Source organism: Coleofasciculus sp. D1-CHI-01 (assembly GCF_040218875.1).
Classification (GTDB): domain Bacteria; phylum Cyanobacteriota; class Cyanobacteriia; order Cyanobacteriales; family Coleofasciculaceae; genus Coleofasciculus.
Window position 1 is genome coordinate 1 of record NZ_JAVJQP010000141.1, and the last position, 20,694, is coordinate 20,694.

Sequence of the window (20,694 nt, forward strand, 5' to 3'; positions counted from 1 at the left end):
AGAACCACCGTCAATGCCAGAGGCTGAGACAACTTCAGAGCAGGGAGAGGAGAGGATTCAGCGAGAGGAAGTTCCAGAAGAAAATGTATCACAGAATCCCGAATCCCCTGAGAAAGAAGAAGTAGACGGAGTTGCTGTCACGCCTTCTGAACCATCAGCAGCAGACAGTGGAAAACAGCCATCCCAAAAACCGAATTTACAAGCTCAAAAAGAAAGAGTATCTCGTTTGAGTTCTAATTTGCTGAATATTCCTGTCAACACCAAGGGGAAAGAGTCTCCTCCAGTGCAGAGGAATGTACTTCAGAATGGGTTAGAACAGTATCACCCCAAAATAGAACAGAGAACTCATTCTGTCTTTAATGGGTTGAATCGGTTTAACGTTCAACCATCGAATCAGTCAGAAACCGTTCAGCGCTCATGTTCCGCCTGTGAGCAGGAACAGAAGGAGAAAGAAGAAGAGGAAAAGCACACAGGAACCATCCAGGCGAAAGCTGATATAGCGGGTGCAAAGGGTTTGAATAAAAACCCATTATCGTTACGGGGAGATAATCTCACTCCTACGCTACAAGCTAAGACAATTGAGCAGCAGGAGTTTCTAACTACATCTAACAAAAATCCGTATAAAATATCCGTAGACAAGAAAGCACCACCACTTCCAGCTAAAGAAGTTCCACCGCCTAATTCTCAAACAGCGACAGGCGCAGAATCTCAGCCAACGGAAACTTCACCAGATGTTGCAGAAGCCAAGAAGCCGTTAGTCACAGAGACAGAGACTCAAGAAGTACAAAAACCTGCTCCGGCTCAACCCCAATCGTCAAATCAACCCCAAGCAAAAATCGAGCCACCTGCTCAACCTGCACTCGCAAAAGACGCGAAACCGCAAGCACAAGGTACTGAAACTCAACCGGAAGTTGCGCCAGCACCCAAACCTGAAGCCAAATCCAAAGCACAAGATAGTTCAACTGAATCCCCAGCTACCCCAGCACCCACAACAGAAACCCAACCGGAAGCACAAGGGGGTACAAATAAACCTGAAGTTGCGCCAGCACCGAAACCCGAAGCTAAATCCAAAGCACAAGATAGTTCAACTGAATCCCCAGCACCCACAAAAGACGCTAAACCAGAGACAGAAGGTACTGCGCCTCAACCGGAAGCCGAATCCGCAGCAACTGAAACTGAAGGGAAAACTCAACCCCACCGAAAAGCGGCGGAAACTCCGGCTAATACAGAAACAGCCAATACGGGTGCTGGAGGTATCCAAACCCCTGATTTAAGTCAAGCCAATCAGGGGACATTTTTAACGGCTATGTGGCAACAGCAGCAGGATCAGATGGATAATACTGATCAAAATGTTGCTCAAACTATTGATCCGAGTCAGGAACCCCAAGCGGCTTTACAACAAGCCCTACAACAAGCTAAACAAAAATTTGCGGCGACTCCCCAATCGGGTAAAGATAGTCCCACCTCTGAACCTTTACCTAAACCGCAAGTTGAGCAAATTAACAAACCCGCCAAAGAAACTCCTCCGGCGACAGAAACTCCTCAAGTTACCGCAAATCCAGACATTAAAGAGGGTGCTACACAAACGCCTCAAGTAGAAGACAAAGCAGCAGATGTTACTCCGGCTGAACCGAAACAAGACGCAACGCCTGAGCCTGCGACTGAACCTCCAGAACCAGCGGAACCGGAAAAACCCCAAGTACAATCAGAGGAGAAAGCACCGCCTGAAACTAAACCTCCATCTGACGCAGAGGTTAAGGAAACGCCTGAACCGAAAGCTAAAGAGAGTGAACCTGCTGAAGTCGAGAAAAAAGCGGTAGAACCAAATGTTAAGGAAGAGGTTCCACCTGGGGAAGAAGCTGTAGCGGTAAAAGATGCTGAACGTCATGCATCCGTTAAGCCAGTTGATGAACAACAAGTTAAATCCGGTCAAGTTGTTCAAAGAAATGTCATTCAAGATGTTGGTAATGCCATTGGCGATGTAGCTGGAGATTCCCTTGATTGGGCAAAAGGGCTTTTAGATTCCCTTGAAGGGGAGGCTAATAGTAAGAAGGGTGATTTACAAGCGGAGTCTGAGGGTAAAAAGTCAGACGTTGATAAGGAAGCAAGAAATAAAGGAGACGAGTTAAGTTCTGACGGTAAAACCAAGGCGAATGAGGTAACGTCTGAGAGTAAAACCAAGGGAGATGAGTTAAACTCTGAGAGTAAAACCAAGGGGGATGAATTAAACTCTGAGAGTAAAGCTAAGGGGGATGAGTTAAACGCTGAGAGTAAAACTAAGGGGAATGAGGTAACGTCTGAGAGCAAAACTAAGGGCGATGAGCTAAACTCTGACGGTAAAACTAAGGGAGACGAGTTAACCGCTGAGAGTAAAACCAAAGGTGACGAGTTAACCTCTGAGAGTAAAACTAAGGGCGATGAACTGCAAGCTGAGACTCAAAGCACTGTCCAAGGATTACAAACGGATGAAGCCAGCCTGCAAAATGAAACAATTGCTGAACAAGAAAATCTAGAGAATCAAGTTAGTCAAGAAGTACAAGGGATTCAAACTCAAGCCACGGATTCGGCGGGTGAAGTTGAACAAGGTTGGTCAAAATTAGAGAAAGATGCCAAAGACACAATCTCCTCTTTAGATGGTGAAGCTGGGGAATTATGCGCTCGCTATCAAGGTAAAGCCCAAGAGTTTGTCAACAATCTTGACAATTTCCCAAGTAATGCAGCTAAACAATTAGGTCAAGCTTGGGAAAGTCTGAAGCAAGAAGCACAGGAAGCATGGCTTAATTTCATGCTCAAGGCTAACCCTGTGATTAAGGTGGTTAGCGAAAAATGGAATCAATTTAGTAATTGGGTGCAGGAGGATGTTTGGAATCCTCTGACTCAAAAGATTGGCACAGCTACACAATGGGTACAAGAACAAGTCGGTGCAGTTGGTCAATGGGTTAACGAAAAATGGTCGGTTTTAAGTGGTAAAGCCAAGGAAGGCTGGAACTTTATCCAAGATAAAGCGGGTCAAGCTCAAGAGTTTGTCGCTGATAAGGTTAATTCGGCGCGTGAATGGATAGGTGGTAAAGCAGAAACGGCTTGGAATTGGGTTGACGAGAAGACAGCAGGTGCAAGGGCGTGGGTTGGTGAGAAGGTTGATGGCGCTAAAGCCTGGGTCGGTGAAAATGTCACCCCTGCGGTTAATTGGTTAACGGATAAAGGCAGTGCTTTCTTATCCTCTGTCCAGGAAAAAGGTCAGGCATTTGCATCGAGTGTTCGCGAAAAAGGAAGTGCCATTTTAAAATGGTTTTCCGGAAAAGTTAATTCAACTATCTCTGGCTTGGAACGAGCTAAAAATTCCGCCGTCTCTGGTTTACGGAGTGAAGTTGATAATAGCTCACAATGGTTGGAGCAAAAGAGTAGTAGTGTTGCCACTTTTGTGGAAGAGAAAGGAAACAGTGCGGCAGATTTGATAAATGAGGGAAGCACTCATGTTTCTAACTTTATTGAAGACAAAGGAAACCAGACAGCTACATTTATAGACGAGAAGAGTAGCGATGTTTCCAACTGGTTAGAGGATAAAAACGCTACGGCGGCTAATCTTGTCGAAACGGCGGGTAATAATACAGCAACGTTTATAGATGACAAGAGTAGCGGTGCGTCTAACTTGGTTGAGGAGAAAGGGAATAGTGCAGCAACGTTTATAGATGACAAGAGTAGCGATGCGTCTATCTTTATTGAAGACAATGGAAACAAAGCGTCTGAATTCGTAGACAACTATGGACATAAAGCCGTTGATGTTGTAGATACCGCCGGAACTTACGCGATTGATTTCATCAAGAATCCTAAACAGGAAGGGGAAAAACTCCTGAACCAAGCGGGTGAAGGGATTCAAGCTGGATGGGAATGGTCTAAGGAAAAAGCAGGTCAAGTAGCAGATTGGTCAAAAAATCAAGTTGATTGGGTAGCTGGAAAGGTTGATGAGAATGTTATTCAGCCTGCTGCTGGTTGGGTACAGGAACAATGGGGTAGGCTTCAAGGTTGGATGGAATCTACTTTTCCGGGTTTAACTCGTTGTTGGAAAGTTTTCCAAGAATATAGCACCGTCTTTAGCGGGTATCTGCAACAAAAAGCTGAGATGGTTGTTAAATGGTGGAACGAAACCTATCCAGCAATTAGTGCTTGGGGACATGGTATTTTAGATGTTGTCGGAATGGTTGGAGATGCCTTCCCAGGAGTAGGAAATATTGTAGCTGCTGTGGCTGATATTCTCAATACGATTTGGTATGCCGCAGAAGGTGACTGGGTTAATGCTGGATTATCAGCTATTGCTATTATTCCTTATATTGGTACGGCGGCTAAAGGCGGTAAGTATGTCAATAAAGGTCTGAAGTATGTAGATGACATTATTGGATTGGTGCGTAAATATGGCGATGATGTCATAAACTTGTTTAGGAAGTATGGCAGTAAGATTGCTGAGTTATTTGTCAAGTATGGTGATGAAGTTATCCAGGTATTTGCCAAGTATGGTGATGAAGCAGTAGAATTATTTTTAAAGCATGGTGATAATGCTCTGAAGTGGTTGAAGAAACAAGGAGATAAAGTCTCAGATTTTGGTAAAGGCAAGTTAGATGACTGGCTTGGGAATAAGTCAAAACGAGAGATTGGCGAAACTGGACTCAAGGGAGCTGATGATGCTACAGAACTGGCTGATTTCCCCATTGCCCTTGGAAAAGCTAAATCTATCACAGAATTTAACGATGCTATTGATACTCCTGTCCTTGCCCTAATCCGTTTACTTAACACTGGTGTTAAGCGTCAACATCCTTGGATTAAGCGCTTTGAAGCACGTCCTAAGCCAATTGTGGGTCATTATTCAATCCACATGATCTCGCGAACTCCAGTTGACGACGATTATTCAGAGAAAGTTCCTGATAATATCCCTCTAAAAAGTGATAAAATCCCTCTTGAAACTACCTATGGAAAAAATGCATTTACAAAATTCCGTAAACATGTAGAACAAATGCGAAGATTAACTGGTACAGAAATAGGTAAAGTTTCTTCTCCAGAAGGACAACAACAGATTTATAGAATGATAGAGGATATAGTCAAAAATGGAGAAACTAGACAAATTCCTTGGGGTAAATATACAGATGCGCTTTGGAGTAGAAAAGGTGATGCTATTGTCATTCGCCAATCTAATGGTGAGTTTGTAACATTTTTAGATGCCACAAAAGGCAAACCTTTAGAAGTCTGGAAATAAACATGAATGAAGCTAATATTTTTGGCACATTAATAGGAAAAAAAGTTGTTAAGTTATCCAGAGTATGTCTAGTAAATATCGATAATTCTATTGATGAATTAACAGATACTTTTGTATTTACATTATCTACTGGTCAAACTTTTCAAGCCTTAGTTAACCAGGAAAATATTTTACTTAAAGAAATTACTCAAAATGAAGGATATATTGCCAGCTTTCCTCTTGAAGATGGTGAATCTCTTAGAATATCTAATATTGCCGAAGATATTAAAACTCCATTCACTATACATGGTATTACAGAAATATGGGCAGGTTCAAGTCAATTACTTTTAGTAGCTGTCAAGTTTTTTGATAGCGAGAAAAAAAGTATATTTTCTATTTTAACAGAAACTGATGATATAGATATTCTTGAAGAAGATCATATTACCTCAATTGTTGAGAAAATGGTTTTTGGATATAGACGAGTTGTTCATCTATGGCATGATTCCAATAATAATTAATTATTATTGGAATTGCTATTTGAAAAAGTTTAATACATAAATAAATTTGGATAAAACATGGAAAATTTAACCCCACCTTCATCTTCAAGTTTACAACAAGAATACCAAGAAGCCTTGTTAAAATCTGGTATTCAAGCCGCTAAACTACTCAATGAGTTAATTGAGTTAAAATTAATGCCAGATCCCCGTGCTAAAGAAATGGTTGATGTCGCTTTGGAGGTGATAAAAATAATTCACTCCGCCCCGGAAGAAATTGTTAACTTTAAAGAAAACAAGGACAATCCTTAAGGGTTACTTGTAAAATCAACTAAATTGGCAATCCATAAACCCTTGGATTAGTCTTTTGGCGATGCAATTACAGGAAAACTCCCAATGTGACACCTGAAGACATTCCCTCAACACAACCCATTTTTACCGCCATCGTCAATTTCTTCACAGAAGACAATTGGCACTATGCCCAGCTTGAAAAACAATCAGCTTTACGCCTAGCGTTCAAGGGCAAAAATGACCAATACGACTGTTATGCCCAAGCGCTAGAAACACAGCAGCAGTTTATCTTCTACTCCTTATGCCCGATTAAAATTCCCAAATCTAAGCGTCGAGCTGTAGGAGAGTTTCTATCGAGAGCCAATTATGGCATGATTATCGGCAATTTTGAGTTAAATTTCGATGATGGGGAGATTCGTTACAAGACTAGCACGGCTGTCAAAAATCACTCGCTTGATTCAGACACCATTAAACAGTTGGTTTACACTAATGTGAACATGATGGATGAATACCTCCCTGGTATCATAGCGGTGACGAAGGGGGGAGTGTCGCCAGCCGATGCGATTCACGATTTACCCTAGTTGACGAGATCAGGTAACACTCCAAACCCTTTGGGAAATCACAGCTAATACCAAGTTGCGTTCTATCATGTCATTCTGAGCGAAGCGAAGAATCTGGACAGATGCTTCGCGTCACTCCGTTTCACTGCGTTCTGCTCAGCATGACAGATTCTACCTTAGACTGCAACTTGGTATAAAAACCAACAGCCGCGTTTAATATCTGCATTTATCAAGTGATATGGAAAATCTGAATTTGCTGGATACAATTGCAACGTTAAAACCGATTCCCTTGAAGCGGTTGCATTTAGTTGAATCTGACTATGTAATGCTTGAAAACTTACCAGTCGGACAGGTGGGTACGGTTGTCAATATTTATGATCAGCAGGAAGAACCTCACTATTTAGTTGAGTTTGCTGATTTACAGGGGCGGGAATATGCAATGGCTACATTGAAACGAGACGAGGTTTTAATACTGCACTATGAACTTTCAGTGGCTTAACAATAGCAGGATTTACGACTCTCTTGATTCAGAGACAATTAAACAGTTTGTTTACACCAATGTGAACATGATGGATGAATACCTCCCCGGTATCATCGCTGTCACGAAGGGGGAGTATCGCCAGCCGATTTAAATGTATGACAGCTAAAGACAAATGGCACTGACTTTAGAGTTTGTAGTAAGTGCTGTCTTCACTTCTGGCACTAAAGTGCCTACTACGAACCCAGCTTAAGATGGGTGGGCAATGCCCACCCTACGGTATATCAAAGATTTCGGTGATCCCAAAATGCTTATTTCACCACCATTGAATCTAAGATATGTCAATATCGCTCTTTGGTTACTTTCAACTAGACTAGAACTGTATTGAACCTCTCAAACAAACAATATGTCTCTCAGCGAACTTTTACCTACTGTTAGTCAACTCTCTCATCAAGATAAACTTCGACTTATCCATTTTCTGCTTCTTGCCGTTGCTAAAGAGGAAGGATGCAGCCTAGAACCTGCGGGCAATAGTGATTCAGCTAATGCACTGTTGAATCAATTGGCATCAACAGAAGCCGTTGTCTGGTCTCCTCAAGCAGATCAAGCAAGTGTTCAAGCCTTGTCGGATCTTTTGGTGGCGGCGCGGAGAGAAACTAATGCTTAATGGTCAACGATTCCCGTTCATTGAGCGAATGAATAGCCTTGGACTTTCGAGTGTCATGCCATATTTGCCGATCACTCTTGTCAATGGAAGCTGTACTGTCGAGGTAATGGCACTTGTAGATACGGGTGCAAGTGTCAATGTTCTACCTTACGAAATTGGTGTACAGTTAGGGGCAGTCTGGGAAGAGCAAACTGTTCCGATTCAGTTAAGTGGAAATTTAGCTGATCACGAAGCACGAGGTTTGGTGGTATCGGGTATCGTTGTGCCGTTTTCGCCTGTCTTATTGGCATTTGCTTGGACTCAATCAAGAGATGCGCCTGTAATCCTGGGACATACAAACTTTTTGGCGGAATTTAATGTGTGTTTTTATCGCCATGAGTTAGCTTTTGAGGTTTGTCCAATAGACAAATGAACACAACAGATGTTCAAGTTTTGGGATGCAAGGTTTCATCCGTGTCAACTACAGGCGAGAAAACCAATGCTGGCAAGGTTTTAAACCGTGTCTATCTACTTCTCAACATTTCCCCCTCATCCCCTAACCCCTTCTCCCACCCTGGGGAGAAGGGGAACCGGACTCTCTTGCTCCCCTCTTGCTCCCTCACAAGGGTAGGTTTTTTAAGGTTGGGGTTCAGGTAAGACAAGGAGGACAAGTAGACCATCACTTCGACTTCGCTCAGCGACCGTAGACAAGGAAGAGTTTTAACGAAAAATAGGACGTTTCGGCTTTTTATAGTGTGTTTGACCGAACCGAATTCTGTACGGTTTTTCCTCCTTGTCTTCTTTCCTTCCTTGTCCCCAAGTCTAGTCTCCACCCTTAAATAAAAAACCTACACCTGTCAGCCTCTTGCTCCCCTCTCCCAAGCTTGGGAGAGGGGCTGGGAGTGAGGGCTGGCGTGGGAGAGAGGTTTTAAAAGTAAGACCACTAACGGGTTAGACTGTTGGGTTTCGCTTACGCTCAACCCAACCTACGGTGAAAAAGCGCACCCTAAGTTACAGCAATTTAGTTGGGAATCCGAATGGATTTAAGTTTGAGACAGTGCAGCCCGGAGCGATTATTAATGCGGGTGATTTAGAGGTATCAGAAGGACAGAATCTTTCGCTGATTGGTGGCGGGGTGCTGAGTACGGGGAGTTTGACAGCACCAGACGGTAATATTTCAGTGATGACAGTACCGGGAACGAGTCGGGTACGGTTGACTCAAGAGGGACAGCTTCTGAGTTTGGAGGTTGAATTACCGACGGATAATCAGGGGAATTTGTTGGCGATTGAACCGTTAATGTTACCGGAATTGTTGACGAATGGCGGTGTGGTTGAAGCGACGGGAATCGCGGCGGCGGATGTGGAAGCTGAAGCTGGAGATATTGTTGTTAATCAGGTAACAGGATACACAGCAACGTTATCGGCTGAAGGGGATATAACCTTAGTTCCGGTTGGGGAAGGCGTTGCACCTTCTTTGGTAACAACCGGGGATTTAAATCTGTTGGCGAAGGATACGGTATTGGTAAGGGATAACCAAACCAGTCCTTTTTTAGCCCAAGCCGGGGGGAATCTTTATATTCAGGGGAATAATGGAATTGATATTCTGGCGCTGAATCATCCAGAAACCCCGTTTGTGAGTGGGGGAAATCTGAGTTTAGTCAGTGATGGAATTATTTCGGGGGATGCTCACTTTGCTAGTGGGGGTGGCTTTTCAATACTTAATTTAGCTGGAGAAGCTGGAACGTTTAGAAGTATCAATGACCCAATTATTAGTGCTAATGGAGATGTGGAATTCAGGGATTACACCGGAGCTTCTCTCAAGATAGAAGCAACAGGAAGTATCATTGGGGGTGAGATAATAATCAATAATCCAGATATAGGGTTAGCTCCAAATCCTAATGATCCAGATGTTGAAATTTTACGAAATAGTCCAGCGCTTATTTTAAGGGCTGGATTAGATACCTTACTTTATGCTCCCAATGTACCAACATCAGCAGAAGGAACAACTTTTGACCCACCTGGAAATCCATCATTCCTAACTCCAGGAAGCATTCAGATAGGTGATGTTAATAATTCAGAGCAAGATAGGAATGGTGTTACAGTCATTTTAAATGCTACAGGCAACATTCAGACAGGAAGGCTGACAACAGACAACTTGGTTGGTGATGGGGGTTTCGTAAATTTAGAGGCTGGAGGTAACATTTCCACAGGTGGGATTTCTACTATAGCAGGCAACATGAATGGTGATGGTGGTGAAATTAGCCTAACCGCAGGTGGTAGCATTACTTTAACAGGAGACGTTCTCAGGTCTTGGTCTCCCCAAAATGGTAGTGATATTACTTTCACGGCTACAGGCGATATTTCAATTAATTGTACAAACACAGCATTTTGCGTAGAGACTTTTTCTGGAGGAATACCAGGAGTAGAATCTAGGGGCAATAGTGGTAACGTTACATTTATCAGTGAGGAGGGATCAATTAATGCTGGTGAAGCCTTGATCAATGCTACTAATGGTACTAATAATCCTGGAAATGTTACTATCAGTGCCAAAGGTAACATTTCTCTTCGAGATATTGCGACAAGACTTGGAGCAAACGCCAATACTGGAGTTGACGGTGGTTCGATTACTATAATCAGTGAAACTGGCTCTATTAATATTGCTGCTAATGTGAATTCCGCTAACTCCAGCGCTACCAATGGTAACGGTGGTGATATTACTCTGGAAGCAGATAGAAATATTGAAGTAATTGATATCTTAGCCAATTCCAACGGTGGGAATGGTGGCAATATCACTATTCAGGCTGGTGGAAATCTCAAATCCGATGACATACATTCATTTGGCGCTTTAGATGGTGGGGATGTCAATCTTACTATTGGCGGTACATTTGACGCCTCGGGTACTGATCCTGCTGACAACACTATAGGTGGAATACTGTCTTGCTCCAGCATAAATGATCAATGTGAGCAAGGGAATGGCACGGGAGGTACTATTACCGTTAACGCTACTGATAATATCATCATCGGTTTTGCTGATGCATCGGGTCAATTAGGCGGTGGAGATATTAACTTGACTAGCACAGAGGGAAGTATCGAGATTGAGTTTGACGTTGGTTCAGAATCTAGCAATGGAAATGGCGGCAATATAAGTCTGGAAGCGGGTGAAAATATTCAGTTTACTGATGCTAGCTCAACGGCTAATACTGGAAATGGTGGCACGATCAAGATTCAGGCGGGTGGCGACCTAACATTTGATGATATAGGCACATTGGGTTTTGTCAATGGTGGTGATATCAATCTCACAGTTGGCGGTACAGTTGATAATAGTCAAAAAGATCCCTTTAACAATACTATAGGTGGAATACTTTCCTGTTCTAGCCCAAATGATCAGTGTACTCCCGGCAATGGTACAGGAGGTTCTATTACCCTCAATGTTGATGGCGATATCCTGATGGGGAATATTAATTCTTCCGGTATATTGGCAGGTGGTGAGATTAATTTAACTAGCCGCGATGGAAGTATTGATACTAGCGCTGGAACCATTAACTCATCCTCAGAAAATGGCGCGAGTGGCGCGATACTTCTTGACGCGGCTGACGAGATTAACACCAGTGAAATTGATTCGAGTTCCACGAATGGGAGTGGCGGTAAAATTGACCTCTCGGCTGGGAATCAGATCACGATTAGTGAGGCGATACGATTCGGTTCGACTGACAAGGGTGGCGATAGTCTAACCCTGAATACTCCGGGAGAAATTACCCTCCCCGAAACCCTTTCTATCGGCGGTGCGGATATTGTCGCGGGAAATATTAATCCTCTGAGTAATCTTGTTTTCTCTTCAGATGAGAGTCTCAACACCGAGGGGGGAAGTCTTTCTCTTACCTTCGCTGATGGTTTCAGCTTAAATAACGCCATCTCCACTACAGGCGGCGATTTGAGCGTAACGGGAAGAGGCGCGATCGCACTCCAATCTCCCATCGATACGGATGGTGGTACGATTACGATAACCGGAAATACTATCGACGCGATCGCAGCCACTCTGGATTCCTCTTCTACCACTGGCGCAGGCGGTAATATTTCCCTGATGGCGGAGAATAACCTATTGGCGGGAACCCTCGACGCTTCAAGTACCACGAGTGTTGGCGGTGATATTAACCTGGAAAGTCAAACAGGTGTAGTCGAAAGCGGTAACTTGATGGCGACGGGAGAAACAGGGGGGGGAGACGTTACCGTTACAGCACGCGATCGCATTATTACCCAAGAAATCAATACCAGTTCTTTATCAGGAAATGGCGGAACTGTCAAGTTAGACCCGGAAAATGGAATTCAAGTTACCCTAATTAACGCCCAAGGGGGTACAGAAGGAACAGGCGGAACCGTTGATATTACCACCGAACAATTCTTCCAGGCGACTGGCACATTTACCGACCAAAATAATATCATTGCCAGCATTTCTACGGCGGGTTCTACGGCGGGTGGCGCTGGTGAAGGAACGATTACAATTCGCCATGATGGTGGAGCCAGAGGAATATCCTTTGATGTCGGTAATGCTACGATAAACGGTACGGCGGGAGCCTTAACAACCAGCGCCAATAACTCAATTTTACCCTTTCAATCCTTTCCGGGTCCCTACAGCCAAGGCGCTATTTCAATTATTACCACTCTCGACTTTGTCCAACAATTCCAAGACTTATTACCCCAAGCTGATCCTCCTTCATCCCTAACCGTTACACTCAATAGTCGTGGTTTTCCCTTAGAAGAATTATTTACCCGTGAATTTGAGAAATATCTAGGATTCTTTAATCCTTCCATTAGCACATTAGGACAAATTCGGATAACCTTGAGTAATATTGAATCCGCCACAGGTCAAAAACCTGCTCTGGTTTATACCGTCTTTTACCCCACCCAAATTACGCCAAACTCCGGTTCTTTAACTAATCCCATACCCCAAGATAATGACCAACTGCAACTGGTTGTAGTTACACCCACTGGGGAACCGATTTTTATGCCCATTCCCGGTGCAACTCGCGCTACTGTTCTAGCAGAAGCCCAGAAATTACGCCGTGCGATTACTAATCCGATTACCCGCAGTACCAACCGTTATTTAGCCCCAGCCCAACAACTGTATCAATGGATAATTGCCCCCATTGAAGACCAATTACAAACCCAAGGGATTCAAAATCTCAGCTTTATCATGGATGGGGGATTGCGTTCCATTCCCTTACTGGCTCTCCACGATGGGGAACAATTCCTGATTGAAAAATACAGTGCGGGTTTAATGCCCAGCATCAGCTTAACCGATACCCGCTATCGCGATATTAATGACTTCCAAGTTTTGGCAATGGGAGCCTCTGAATTTACCGACGCTAACCCCTTAAAAGCTGTCCCGGTAGAATTAGCCGCGATTACCCAAGAACTATGGCAAGGAGAATCCTTCCTCAACCAAGAGTTTACCCTGGAAAACCTAAAACAAGAGCGTCAACTACAACCCTTTGGGATTGTCCACTTAGCCACTCATGGTGAATTTAAATCGGGACGCCCGGAAAACTCTTATATTCAGTTATGGGATACCAAACTACGCCTTGATCAACTGCGTGAGTTAAAGTTGTATGAACCCACAGTAGAATTATTAGTTCTAAGTGCTTGTCGCACCGCCGTGGGGGATGAAGAAGCGGAATTAGGCTTTGCGGGATTAGCGGTACAAGCGGGGGTAAAATCGGCACTGGGGAGTCTCTGGTATGTCAGCGATGAAGCGACATTGGGATTAATGACCGAATTTTATCGTCAGTTAGAGACAGCACCGATTAAATCAGAAGCACTGTGACAAGCGCAACTAGAAATGATTCGGGGAGAGGTGCGGTTAGAAGAGGGGAAATTATTGGGGAGTGGGGAGAGTATTACCTTACCCCCAGAATTGGCACAGATAGGGGATAAAGAGTTGTCTCATCCCTACTTTTGGTCAGCGTTTACGATGATTGGTAGTCCATGGTAAATAAGTAGGGTCTGCTGAATAAGTCTTGTGGGAGGGTAGGGAGCAGGGGAAGCAGGGGAAGCAATGTAGAGACGTGCCATGGCACGTCTGGGAACAGGGAACAGTTTTAGGGTTAAATTCCCCACCATAAGAGTCCACCCACTAATGCAGCAATAACAACCAGAGCCACCCAGATAAACTGATTATCTTTGGTATTAACCGTACTCAGATCGATCGCCTCCGGTTCAACTGACTTTTTCAAACTGGGATTGCTTCTAGTCACCCCACTACCTCGGCGATCTCTAGGATCACTTTCAGAAATAGCACCTAAATCAGGAATCTTGGTCATCCATTCTTCGGGTCGCTTGAGTTGGGGGGCTTGGAGGATGTAGAGTAAGCCTGTAGACTGTTTGCGAATCTCCAGGTCAGGATGCTTGGTTAATTGCTGACCGAGGGCGATCGCTTCAGTTTGCTGTCCGGCGGCTTCATAAGCTGTAACTAGCCACATTTGCGCCTCTCCGCCGACGCGAGAATTGCGGTTGATCAAGGTGCAGGCTTTTTCGAGATGCTTCACCGCCGTGCGATAGTCCCCTCGCTCAAAGGTAGCTTGTCCGGTTTGGTATTCGATGCGGAACTGTTCTTTGTCATTGGTCATTGGTCATTGGTCAAAAACTTGACATGATCGAGACACTTATTCGTGCCATTGGGTGAAGTTGTATCTAGCTGTTGGGTTGTATCTTGAAATTACACGAAAACCTGAAAGAATTAAAGTGCTAAGGAACTAACGGGTCAACCTGATATTCACGTAAGGTTAGACTGACAGCCGTATTCAGTAATATAGGTACACTGATAAGGGAATAGGATTGCCGGATACAGGATAAATTTTGCGCTTCACTAAATCGCTGACTCGCTATATAACCTATTTTGAGGTGAAATAATGCTGAAATTTTCTCTCCTGCAACACCGTTGGCTGAACATTATGCTCACGCCTTTAACCGTGGGAGTCGCTTGGATGATAGTGGGGGATAGCGCTGTAGAGGCTAGACCGATTCAGTCATCGCGCTGTTCTTCGGTGATTTACGGTAGCCCAATTCCAGCGCCAGTGCCAGTTAATCCAGTCACCGGACGACCTTGTACTTTTTCCTCTGGAGGTTCATCCTATCGCAATTATCGCGATCGCGACTATCGTCGATATAAAAAACCGATTCGGGGAACCATTCGTGATTCTACGCTAATTAACCCCACGATTATCGATTCCACGATTTCCGATTCTGTCCTGGTTGACCCTGTGATTATTGATACACCCCGGTCTACCAGACGCCGATCGCGATCCGGTAGAGTCCGCATCCAACGCTCAGAGGTGATTGATCGCTCTTCGGGAATCCGGATTCGGATTCGGTAATCATTCCTAACGATAGAATTGTACTAAGTAGTCGGACTTTCATTAAAGTTTACGGTTAAGATTAGGGAACTCACGGGCAGGGAACAGGAATAAGGACTTGAGGTTTTTTACAATTCTTAACTCAGCCCAACGAACTTTATATCCAGGTACTTACGCTAGTTTCTCCGATTAAACAGAAGCAGCAATAGACTGAGACGACGTGTTTCAGTTCTCTAGACGATTTGAATTGAACTTCAAGCCAATGCCAGTTACTACCAAAACTCAGCGAACTAGTCGTTTTATCGATCCCTGGTCTTATATTGCTTTGGGAGCATCAGGGTTGGTGCTACTGGCATTGATGGGGTCTCAGTTTTTCTATAAAAAGCTGGTATCGGAGAGGGTATCTGTTGAGCCAGAGGCATCGGTTGAACTCGAGTCGATACAACTCGAACCTCGGCTGGTTGGTGCGTTGCGGATTGATGTGAGAGCATTGCTGCCAGCAAATACCTGGGTGATCTACGAAATTCAAATTCTTGACCAAAATGGAGAAGTGATCGCCTCTGCGATGAAGGAAGCCTGGAGTGAGTCGGGGACGTGGTACGAGGATGGAGAGTCAGGGAGTTGGTCGGAATCCGATTTGCAGGGAGGACTCGACGTTCAGGCAAAGAAAAATGAGCAAATAACCGTGGCAATTGCCGTGTTGGAGTATGGTAACACCTCTGGACAAGAACTCGAACAACCTGTGGGATTTAAGGTGACGGTGGAAAATGGGGTTGTAGATACCCGCTATTTGTGGTCAGGTTTAATCGGTTCGGCAATTCTGGGAATTATCGCGGTCATTGCCACACCCATTTCTGGGAAAACCGCGATCGCGAAAACAATTCAGGATAGCGATCCCAGTGGACGCGCTACGGTGGGAGGGGCTGATCAACTCGTGCGGGTCAAGATCAATGTTAAAGCTGACGAAACCTTCCCCCGACAACTCACCGCCCGTCTGGTGATTAATGATGCTTATGGGGAACAAGTCTATGCCCGTGCTATGCCTATGCATTTCATCTTGGGAACAGAAGATACCAGGAGGCATCAACTCCAATGTTTTTTCACCTTAGACCCTCGCAGTTCTTATGGGTTTCATGTCGAGGTGACGCCAGATGCACCCGTGGATCAGACCAAGCTGACAGTACGCGATCGCAACCACACTCTTGTTCCCGTTGAGGTTGTTCATATTCGCCCATCTCCTTTATCGGATTTATCGGATCATCCCCAAGATAAACACCCCTGATCCAGCACTCGTTCACTGTCTGAGTGAGAACTCAAAACTCTGTTTATTCTAGGAGTTTAACTAATGTTAACTAAGATTTTTGCTGGGGCTGCGATCGCGATCGCCCTCTTGACAATTACAGCCGGATATACTCAGCGTTCTGCCCTCGTCCTACGAGCCGAGAAACAGGATAACTATTGGCCCCGACATGGAACAGGATTATCGGGCGGTTATCGCGGCGGAACATGGATTCTTTTACCCAATCGGTCATCTTATGGCGGATTTCGTGGCGGCGGTCCAAGTGCAGGAAAATAGGGATTCGTCATTGGTCATTTGTCAAAACACTGATTTCACGGATTTATTGGAGAGATAGGGGTAGGGAGGTGAGAGCTTATTGACACTGATTACACAGACAAGGAAAGTTCTCTCATTTTCCCCATCTCCCTCATCTCCCCCAGCTCCCCCATTTCCCCCTGTTCCCAAGTCCTTGACACACATTGATAACTGATGACTGACTAAAAATTCATGGCAGATCAAGGAGTCTCAACAGACAACTCCAATGTTGAACCCGTCACTCAACCCCCGGTTTCATCATTAAATCGGCTGCAACGTCGGCTACTTTTGGCGGCGGCGGCGGTTTCCTCTAGCTGTGGATTAGCGGTTGAACTTTTACTGGGAACCCTGGCTAGCTATTTAGTAGGGAATCAAGCGCTGTCTTTTGGAGTAGCCGTGGGTGGCTTTTTAGCCGCCATGGGGATTGGCTCTTACTTAAGTCAGTTTATCGCGTCCAAGTCCCCTGCTTGGCTCCAACAACGCCAACTCCTGGTGGCATTTGTTCAGGTTGAACTGCTAATGGCTCCCCTGACGGCATTATTACCCTTAGGACTATTTGCCCTATTTGTGGTTAATGGTTTCCTCTGGTTGGGATTATTCCTAGTAACTATATTACTGGGCATTTTGGCGGGTTTGGAAGTTCCCCTACTGACGCGAGTGCTGGAATTAGAGGAGGGAGTGCGGGAGGCGCTGGCTGGGGTTTTGGCGCTGGATTATGTCGGCGCGTTGTTGGGTTCGCTGCTGTTTCCCGTCTTGCTATTACCGCTAATTGGCTTATTTCCCGCCGCTTTTGTGCTGGGCGCATTACCCGCCTTTATGGTGTTTGCTATTGGACAGCAGTTTCCTCGGCTGCGCCGTTGGGGATATCTAGGCTTAGGGTTAGGCGTTATTCTGACATTATCCGCACCCGCCGCGATTCCCATCAGTAATCGGCTGGAAAATACGTTGTATCAAGCCCCGGTGATTACCCGGATTCAATCTCCCTATCAACGGATTGTCTTGACGCGCCGAGGACAAGATTTGCGATTGTTCTTGGATGGGGATTTACAACTCTCTACCCTGGATGAGTACCGCTACCATGAAGCCTTAGTACATCCGGCGATGAGTGCGAGTCAAAACAGGCGTCGTGTGCTAGTCATGGGTGCAGGAGATGGAATGGCGCTGCGGGAAGTGCTGAAGTGGCAAGAGGTGGAACAGGTGGTGCTGATTGAGTTAGACGCGGAAGTGGTCAAGTTAGCCCAGTCTCATCCTCAGTTGGTGCGGTTAAATGAAGGGGCGTTAACGGATTCGCGTGTTCAGGTGATTAACGGCGATGCTTTTGTTACAGCACCTACTTTAAATGAAACCTTTGATGTAATTATCGCCGATTTTCCTGACCCTGACCGAGAAGTGCTTGCCAAGTTGTATTCTGAAGGGTTTTACCAGCGTTTGTTACCGCGATTGGCAGAGAATGGCGTTTTTGTCACTCAAGCATCGAGTCCTTTTTTTGCCCCAGATGTTCTAAGCTGTATTGTAGCAACGCTATCGGATGTGGGATTATCAACTCATCCTTATGTGGTGGGTGTTCCCAGTTTTGGACCCTGGGGTTTTGTTTTGGCGTCGCGGCACTCGATTCAAGCGGATAGGTTGACATTATCGGTGTCAACGCGCTATCTGACTGAGCCGATTTTGCAGAATTTATTTGAGTTGCCTGGGGATGTCCAAATAGGAAATGTGCAGGTAAATCGCCTCTCTCATCCCGTGATTGTGCGTTATCAATCTGACCCCCGTTGGGCAGCCTATTAATCATTAGTCAATTGTAGGGGCGGGTTTAGGAACTACACTCAGCTATTGGTGAAATAACTGAACAATGAAACCCGCCCTAGCTAACTGTTCAACAAAACCTGCCCTTCGTCGTGTAGGGGCGGGTTTAGGAACTACAGTCAGCTATTGGTAAAATAATTGAACAACGAAACCCGCCTTAGCTAACTGTTAAACAAAACCTGCCCTTCTCCATAAGTAGTCAGTCATAAGTCAGATGATGGTATTTGTTTGGATTGGAATTATTATAATTATTGCTACGGCTGTGGTTTTGCTAGTCCTTCAGCAACGGGGACAGTTATCAGGGTTCGGTGAACGTGGGCGTTTACCCTTGGAAGAACGTACCGTTTTTACCCTGGAAGTTGGTGATATTGTCCAGTACATGGGGACAGATTGGGTAGTGGAGGGAAAACTGACTTACAATGTTGGCGACTATGCTTGGTACGAGTATTTACTGCAAGATGGAGAGCGTATTTGTTGGCTTTCTGTAGATGAAGATGACCGAGTAGAAGTGGCATTATTAGAGCCAACGCAGCAGTTAGAAGTGAGTGGAGAACCTCCCAAGCAGTTAACCTTTGACGGTGACATCTATCGCTGTATCGAATCTGGTGTGGCAGAAATGACACGTACAGGTACAACATTGCACCGCACAGCAGAACGTTGTCGATATTTTGATTATGAAGGTTCTGAGAATAAGGTTCTCTCGATTGAAGAGTGGGATGGTGATATTGAAGTCACTGTGGGAGAGCGTATTAATCCGAGAATGCTGACACTTCTACCGGGAACAGGTGAACGTTTGTATGGAAGTTAAGGCAATGGTACTGACTGGTATGCTGGTGGGCAATGCCCACCCTACGGTACTATCATGCAGCACTAGAATAACTCTAATGGGTGAGGTTTTTTGATCCCCGTTAGATGTACCTTACTACTAACAAGAGCCAGTATCCCACACCCAAAACCATGAAATCCCCAGCACTTGACAAGTTTATTCACTTTTTACGAGAAGAGTTGGCGATCCCATCGTCAGCAATTTCCTTAGCCTTACGCCATCAGGAAGAGAGTCCTAATCTATTACCGATGACGTTGTGGCAATACGGACTCATTTCATTAGAGCAATTAGACCGAATTTTTGATTGGTTGGAAACGGCACAGGTTACACTGTAAGTCCTCTTTCTCTAACCTGCTATGGTACGGCTATGTTAAGGATTTATTGGTGCGTTACGCTCCGCTAACGCACCCTAAAATTTGGCTGTAAATACTTATAACTGGGGATTGGGTTTTTTTAACGGCTTTGGCAATGGCACGTCTGGAGAATGCTGCGCTTGATCAAGCTTATAGCCTTCAACTTGAAGTTGTTGCACGAATTGGGTTGACTCAAAATGGTTCGGTTGTGTTGACGTTGGCGACTGTTCTTGTCCTTGACTTTGGCGTCGAAGTTGTTTGAGTTTCGCTTTTCGTCCCATGATTACTCCCTCGATAAGGACTTAATAAACATCTGATGTTCTGCTGTGGTTATCCCCTGTTGGACGATCTCCAATACCTTGGCTAAATTTCCAGCAAGTAGGGCGGATTGTTTTAACCACAAGCCAGGAAAGGTTTCACTACAAATAATACCATTTTCATTGGGTTCTAGCTTGATATATGTACCCTCTTGTAACTTAAACCAATCGAATTGCTGATCGTACACTCGCCACACTAAATACTCTTGTACCTGATTGCGGCGGTAAACATTAAGTTTGTCATGTAAATCGATGGAAGCGGTACTGGCGGCAATTTCTACAATCAATTCTGGCGCACCTTCGACATAATCGTCATCGCTGATGCAGGATTGTCCTCCTACCTCAATCCTCAATAACGCATCGGGTTGCGGTTCGTTATCAGTATCCAGACGTACAGTTGTATTGTCTGCTAATCCGACTCCGGGAGTTGTTGCCCAGTAGTGAGCAACAAATTGTCCCCACGCTAGCAACTGCGATTCACTCGTTGCTCGGTTGAACTGGTATCTATAGAATATTGTCCAAAACTCTGGGGCTATTGGAGATTTCCAGCGCTTGCGCCAGCGCACCATGTCTTGAGAGGTAGGGGGTTCGGCTTCCAGGATTGGTGGAAAGTCGGCGTAGCTGATGAATCGGCTCAACCCTTTACCGTGAACATAAACGATATGCTGCCAGCATTCGATGCGATAAATCTCGTCAGGAGACAGGTTAAACAGCAAGGCGACTGTCTCTACAGTGACGAAACAGTGACGAATCGTGCCA

The 20,694-nt window shown here is 44.9% G+C and carries 18 protein-coding genes; 15 read left to right on the forward strand and 3 right to left on the reverse strand.

Annotated features, from left to right (window positions below):
* The first annotated feature begins 13 nt into the window (after positions 1-13).
* The 9 genes from RIB93_RS24910 to RIB93_RS24950 all read left to right on the forward strand — a co-directional run bounded on the left by RIB93_RS24910 (position 14) and on the right by RIB93_RS24950 (position 13,682).
* Positions 14-5,245, forward strand: coding sequence for a hypothetical protein (locus RIB93_RS24910; RefSeq protein ID WP_446376715.1), 5,232 nt, complete (start codon positions 14-16; stop codon positions 5,243-5,245).
* Between the two features lie 2 nt (positions 5,246-5,247).
* The gene (locus RIB93_RS24915; RefSeq protein ID WP_446376717.1) at positions 5,248-5,742 is read left to right on the forward strand and encodes a hypothetical protein; all 495 of its coding nucleotides are present in this window, start codon (positions 5,248-5,250) and stop codon (positions 5,740-5,742) included.
* 57 nt (positions 5,743-5,799) lie between these two features.
* Positions 5,800-6,030 (forward strand): hypothetical protein, encoded by a 231-nt coding sequence (locus RIB93_RS24920; protein ID WP_446376719.1) that lies wholly within the window; start codon positions 5,800-5,802, stop codon positions 6,028-6,030.
* Positions 6,031-6,116: 86 nt separating this feature from the next.
* Positions 6,117-6,590, forward strand: coding sequence for a YbjN domain-containing protein (locus RIB93_RS24925; protein ID WP_446376721.1), 474 nt, complete (start codon positions 6,117-6,119; stop codon positions 6,588-6,590).
* Between the two features lie 217 nt (positions 6,591-6,807).
* Positions 6,808-7,068, forward strand: a complete 261-nt coding sequence (locus RIB93_RS24930) for a DUF4926 domain-containing protein (RefSeq protein ID WP_446376723.1) — start codon at positions 6,808-6,810, stop codon at positions 7,066-7,068.
* Between the two features lie 385 nt (positions 7,069-7,453).
* Positions 7,454-7,714 carry a hypothetical protein gene (locus RIB93_RS24935; RefSeq protein ID WP_006099458.1) on the forward strand — a complete coding sequence of 87 codons (261 nt, stop codon included), beginning with the start codon at positions 7,454-7,456 and terminating at the stop codon, positions 7,712-7,714.
* On the forward strand, positions 7,707-8,126 hold the full coding sequence (locus tag RIB93_RS24940; RefSeq protein WP_446376725.1) for a hypothetical protein: 420 nt from the start codon (positions 7,707-7,709) through the stop codon (positions 8,124-8,126). The genes RIB93_RS24935 and RIB93_RS24940 overlap by 8 nt, the downstream gene beginning before the upstream one ends.
* Before the next feature lie 558 nt (positions 8,127-8,684).
* A complete protein-coding gene (locus RIB93_RS24945; protein ID WP_446376727.1) occupies positions 8,685-13,514 on the forward strand; it encodes a CHAT domain-containing protein in 4,830 nt (1,609 codons plus the stop codon).
* Between the two features lie 15 nt (positions 13,515-13,529).
* The gene (locus RIB93_RS24950; protein WP_446376729.1) at positions 13,530-13,682 is read left to right on the forward strand and encodes a hypothetical protein; all 153 of its coding nucleotides are present in this window, start codon (positions 13,530-13,532) and stop codon (positions 13,680-13,682) included.
* Positions 13,683-13,794: 112 nt separating this feature from the next.
* On the opposite strand, the gene RIB93_RS24955 is transcribed toward RIB93_RS24950, so the two are convergent.
* Positions 13,795-14,316, reverse strand: coding sequence for a hypothetical protein (locus RIB93_RS24955; RefSeq protein WP_446376731.1), 522 nt, complete (start codon positions 14,314-14,316; stop codon positions 13,795-13,797).
* 282 nt (positions 14,317-14,598) lie between these two features.
* Here RIB93_RS24955 and RIB93_RS24960 point away from each other — a divergent pair, with 282 nt between their 5' ends.
* The 6 genes from RIB93_RS24960 (at position 14,599) to RIB93_RS24985 (ending at position 19,600) form a co-directional block, all read left to right on the forward strand.
* Positions 14,599-15,063 carry a hypothetical protein gene (locus RIB93_RS24960; RefSeq protein WP_446376733.1) on the forward strand — a complete coding sequence of 155 codons (465 nt, stop codon included), beginning with the start codon at positions 14,599-14,601 and terminating at the stop codon, positions 15,061-15,063.
* A gap of 241 nt (positions 15,064-15,304) precedes the next feature.
* The gene (locus RIB93_RS24965) at positions 15,305-16,324 is read left to right on the forward strand and encodes a hypothetical protein (protein ID WP_446376735.1); all 1,020 of its coding nucleotides are present in this window, start codon (positions 15,305-15,307) and stop codon (positions 16,322-16,324) included.
* Positions 16,325-16,387: 63 nt separating this feature from the next.
* Positions 16,388-16,618 (forward strand): hypothetical protein, encoded by a 231-nt coding sequence (locus RIB93_RS24970; RefSeq protein WP_446376737.1) that lies wholly within the window; start codon positions 16,388-16,390, stop codon positions 16,616-16,618.
* 210 nt (positions 16,619-16,828) lie between these two features.
* Positions 16,829-18,421: a polyamine aminopropyltransferase gene (locus tag RIB93_RS24975; protein WP_446376739.1), complete on the forward strand. Its 1,593-nt coding sequence runs from the start codon at positions 16,829-16,831 to the stop codon at positions 18,419-18,421.
* 235 nt (positions 18,422-18,656) lie between these two features.
* Positions 18,657-19,247: a DUF4178 domain-containing protein gene (locus RIB93_RS24980; protein ID WP_446376781.1), complete on the forward strand. Its 591-nt coding sequence runs from the start codon at positions 18,657-18,659 to the stop codon at positions 19,245-19,247.
* 149 nt (positions 19,248-19,396) lie between these two features.
* On the forward strand, positions 19,397-19,600 hold the full coding sequence (locus RIB93_RS24985) for a DUF2949 domain-containing protein (RefSeq protein WP_446376741.1): 204 nt from the start codon (positions 19,397-19,399) through the stop codon (positions 19,598-19,600).
* Between the two features lie 95 nt (positions 19,601-19,695).
* On the opposite strand, the gene RIB93_RS24990 is transcribed toward RIB93_RS24985, so the two are convergent.
* Positions 19,696-19,899: a hypothetical protein gene (locus tag RIB93_RS24990; RefSeq protein ID WP_446376743.1), complete on the reverse strand. Its 204-nt coding sequence runs from the start codon at positions 19,897-19,899 to the stop codon at positions 19,696-19,698.
* Positions 19,900-19,901: 2 nt separating this feature from the next.
* Complete coding sequence (locus RIB93_RS24995) at positions 19,902-20,651, reverse strand: Uma2 family endonuclease (protein ID WP_446376745.1); 750 nt, start codon at positions 20,649-20,651, stop codon at positions 19,902-19,904.
* Positions 20,652-20,694: the final 43 nt, after the last annotated feature.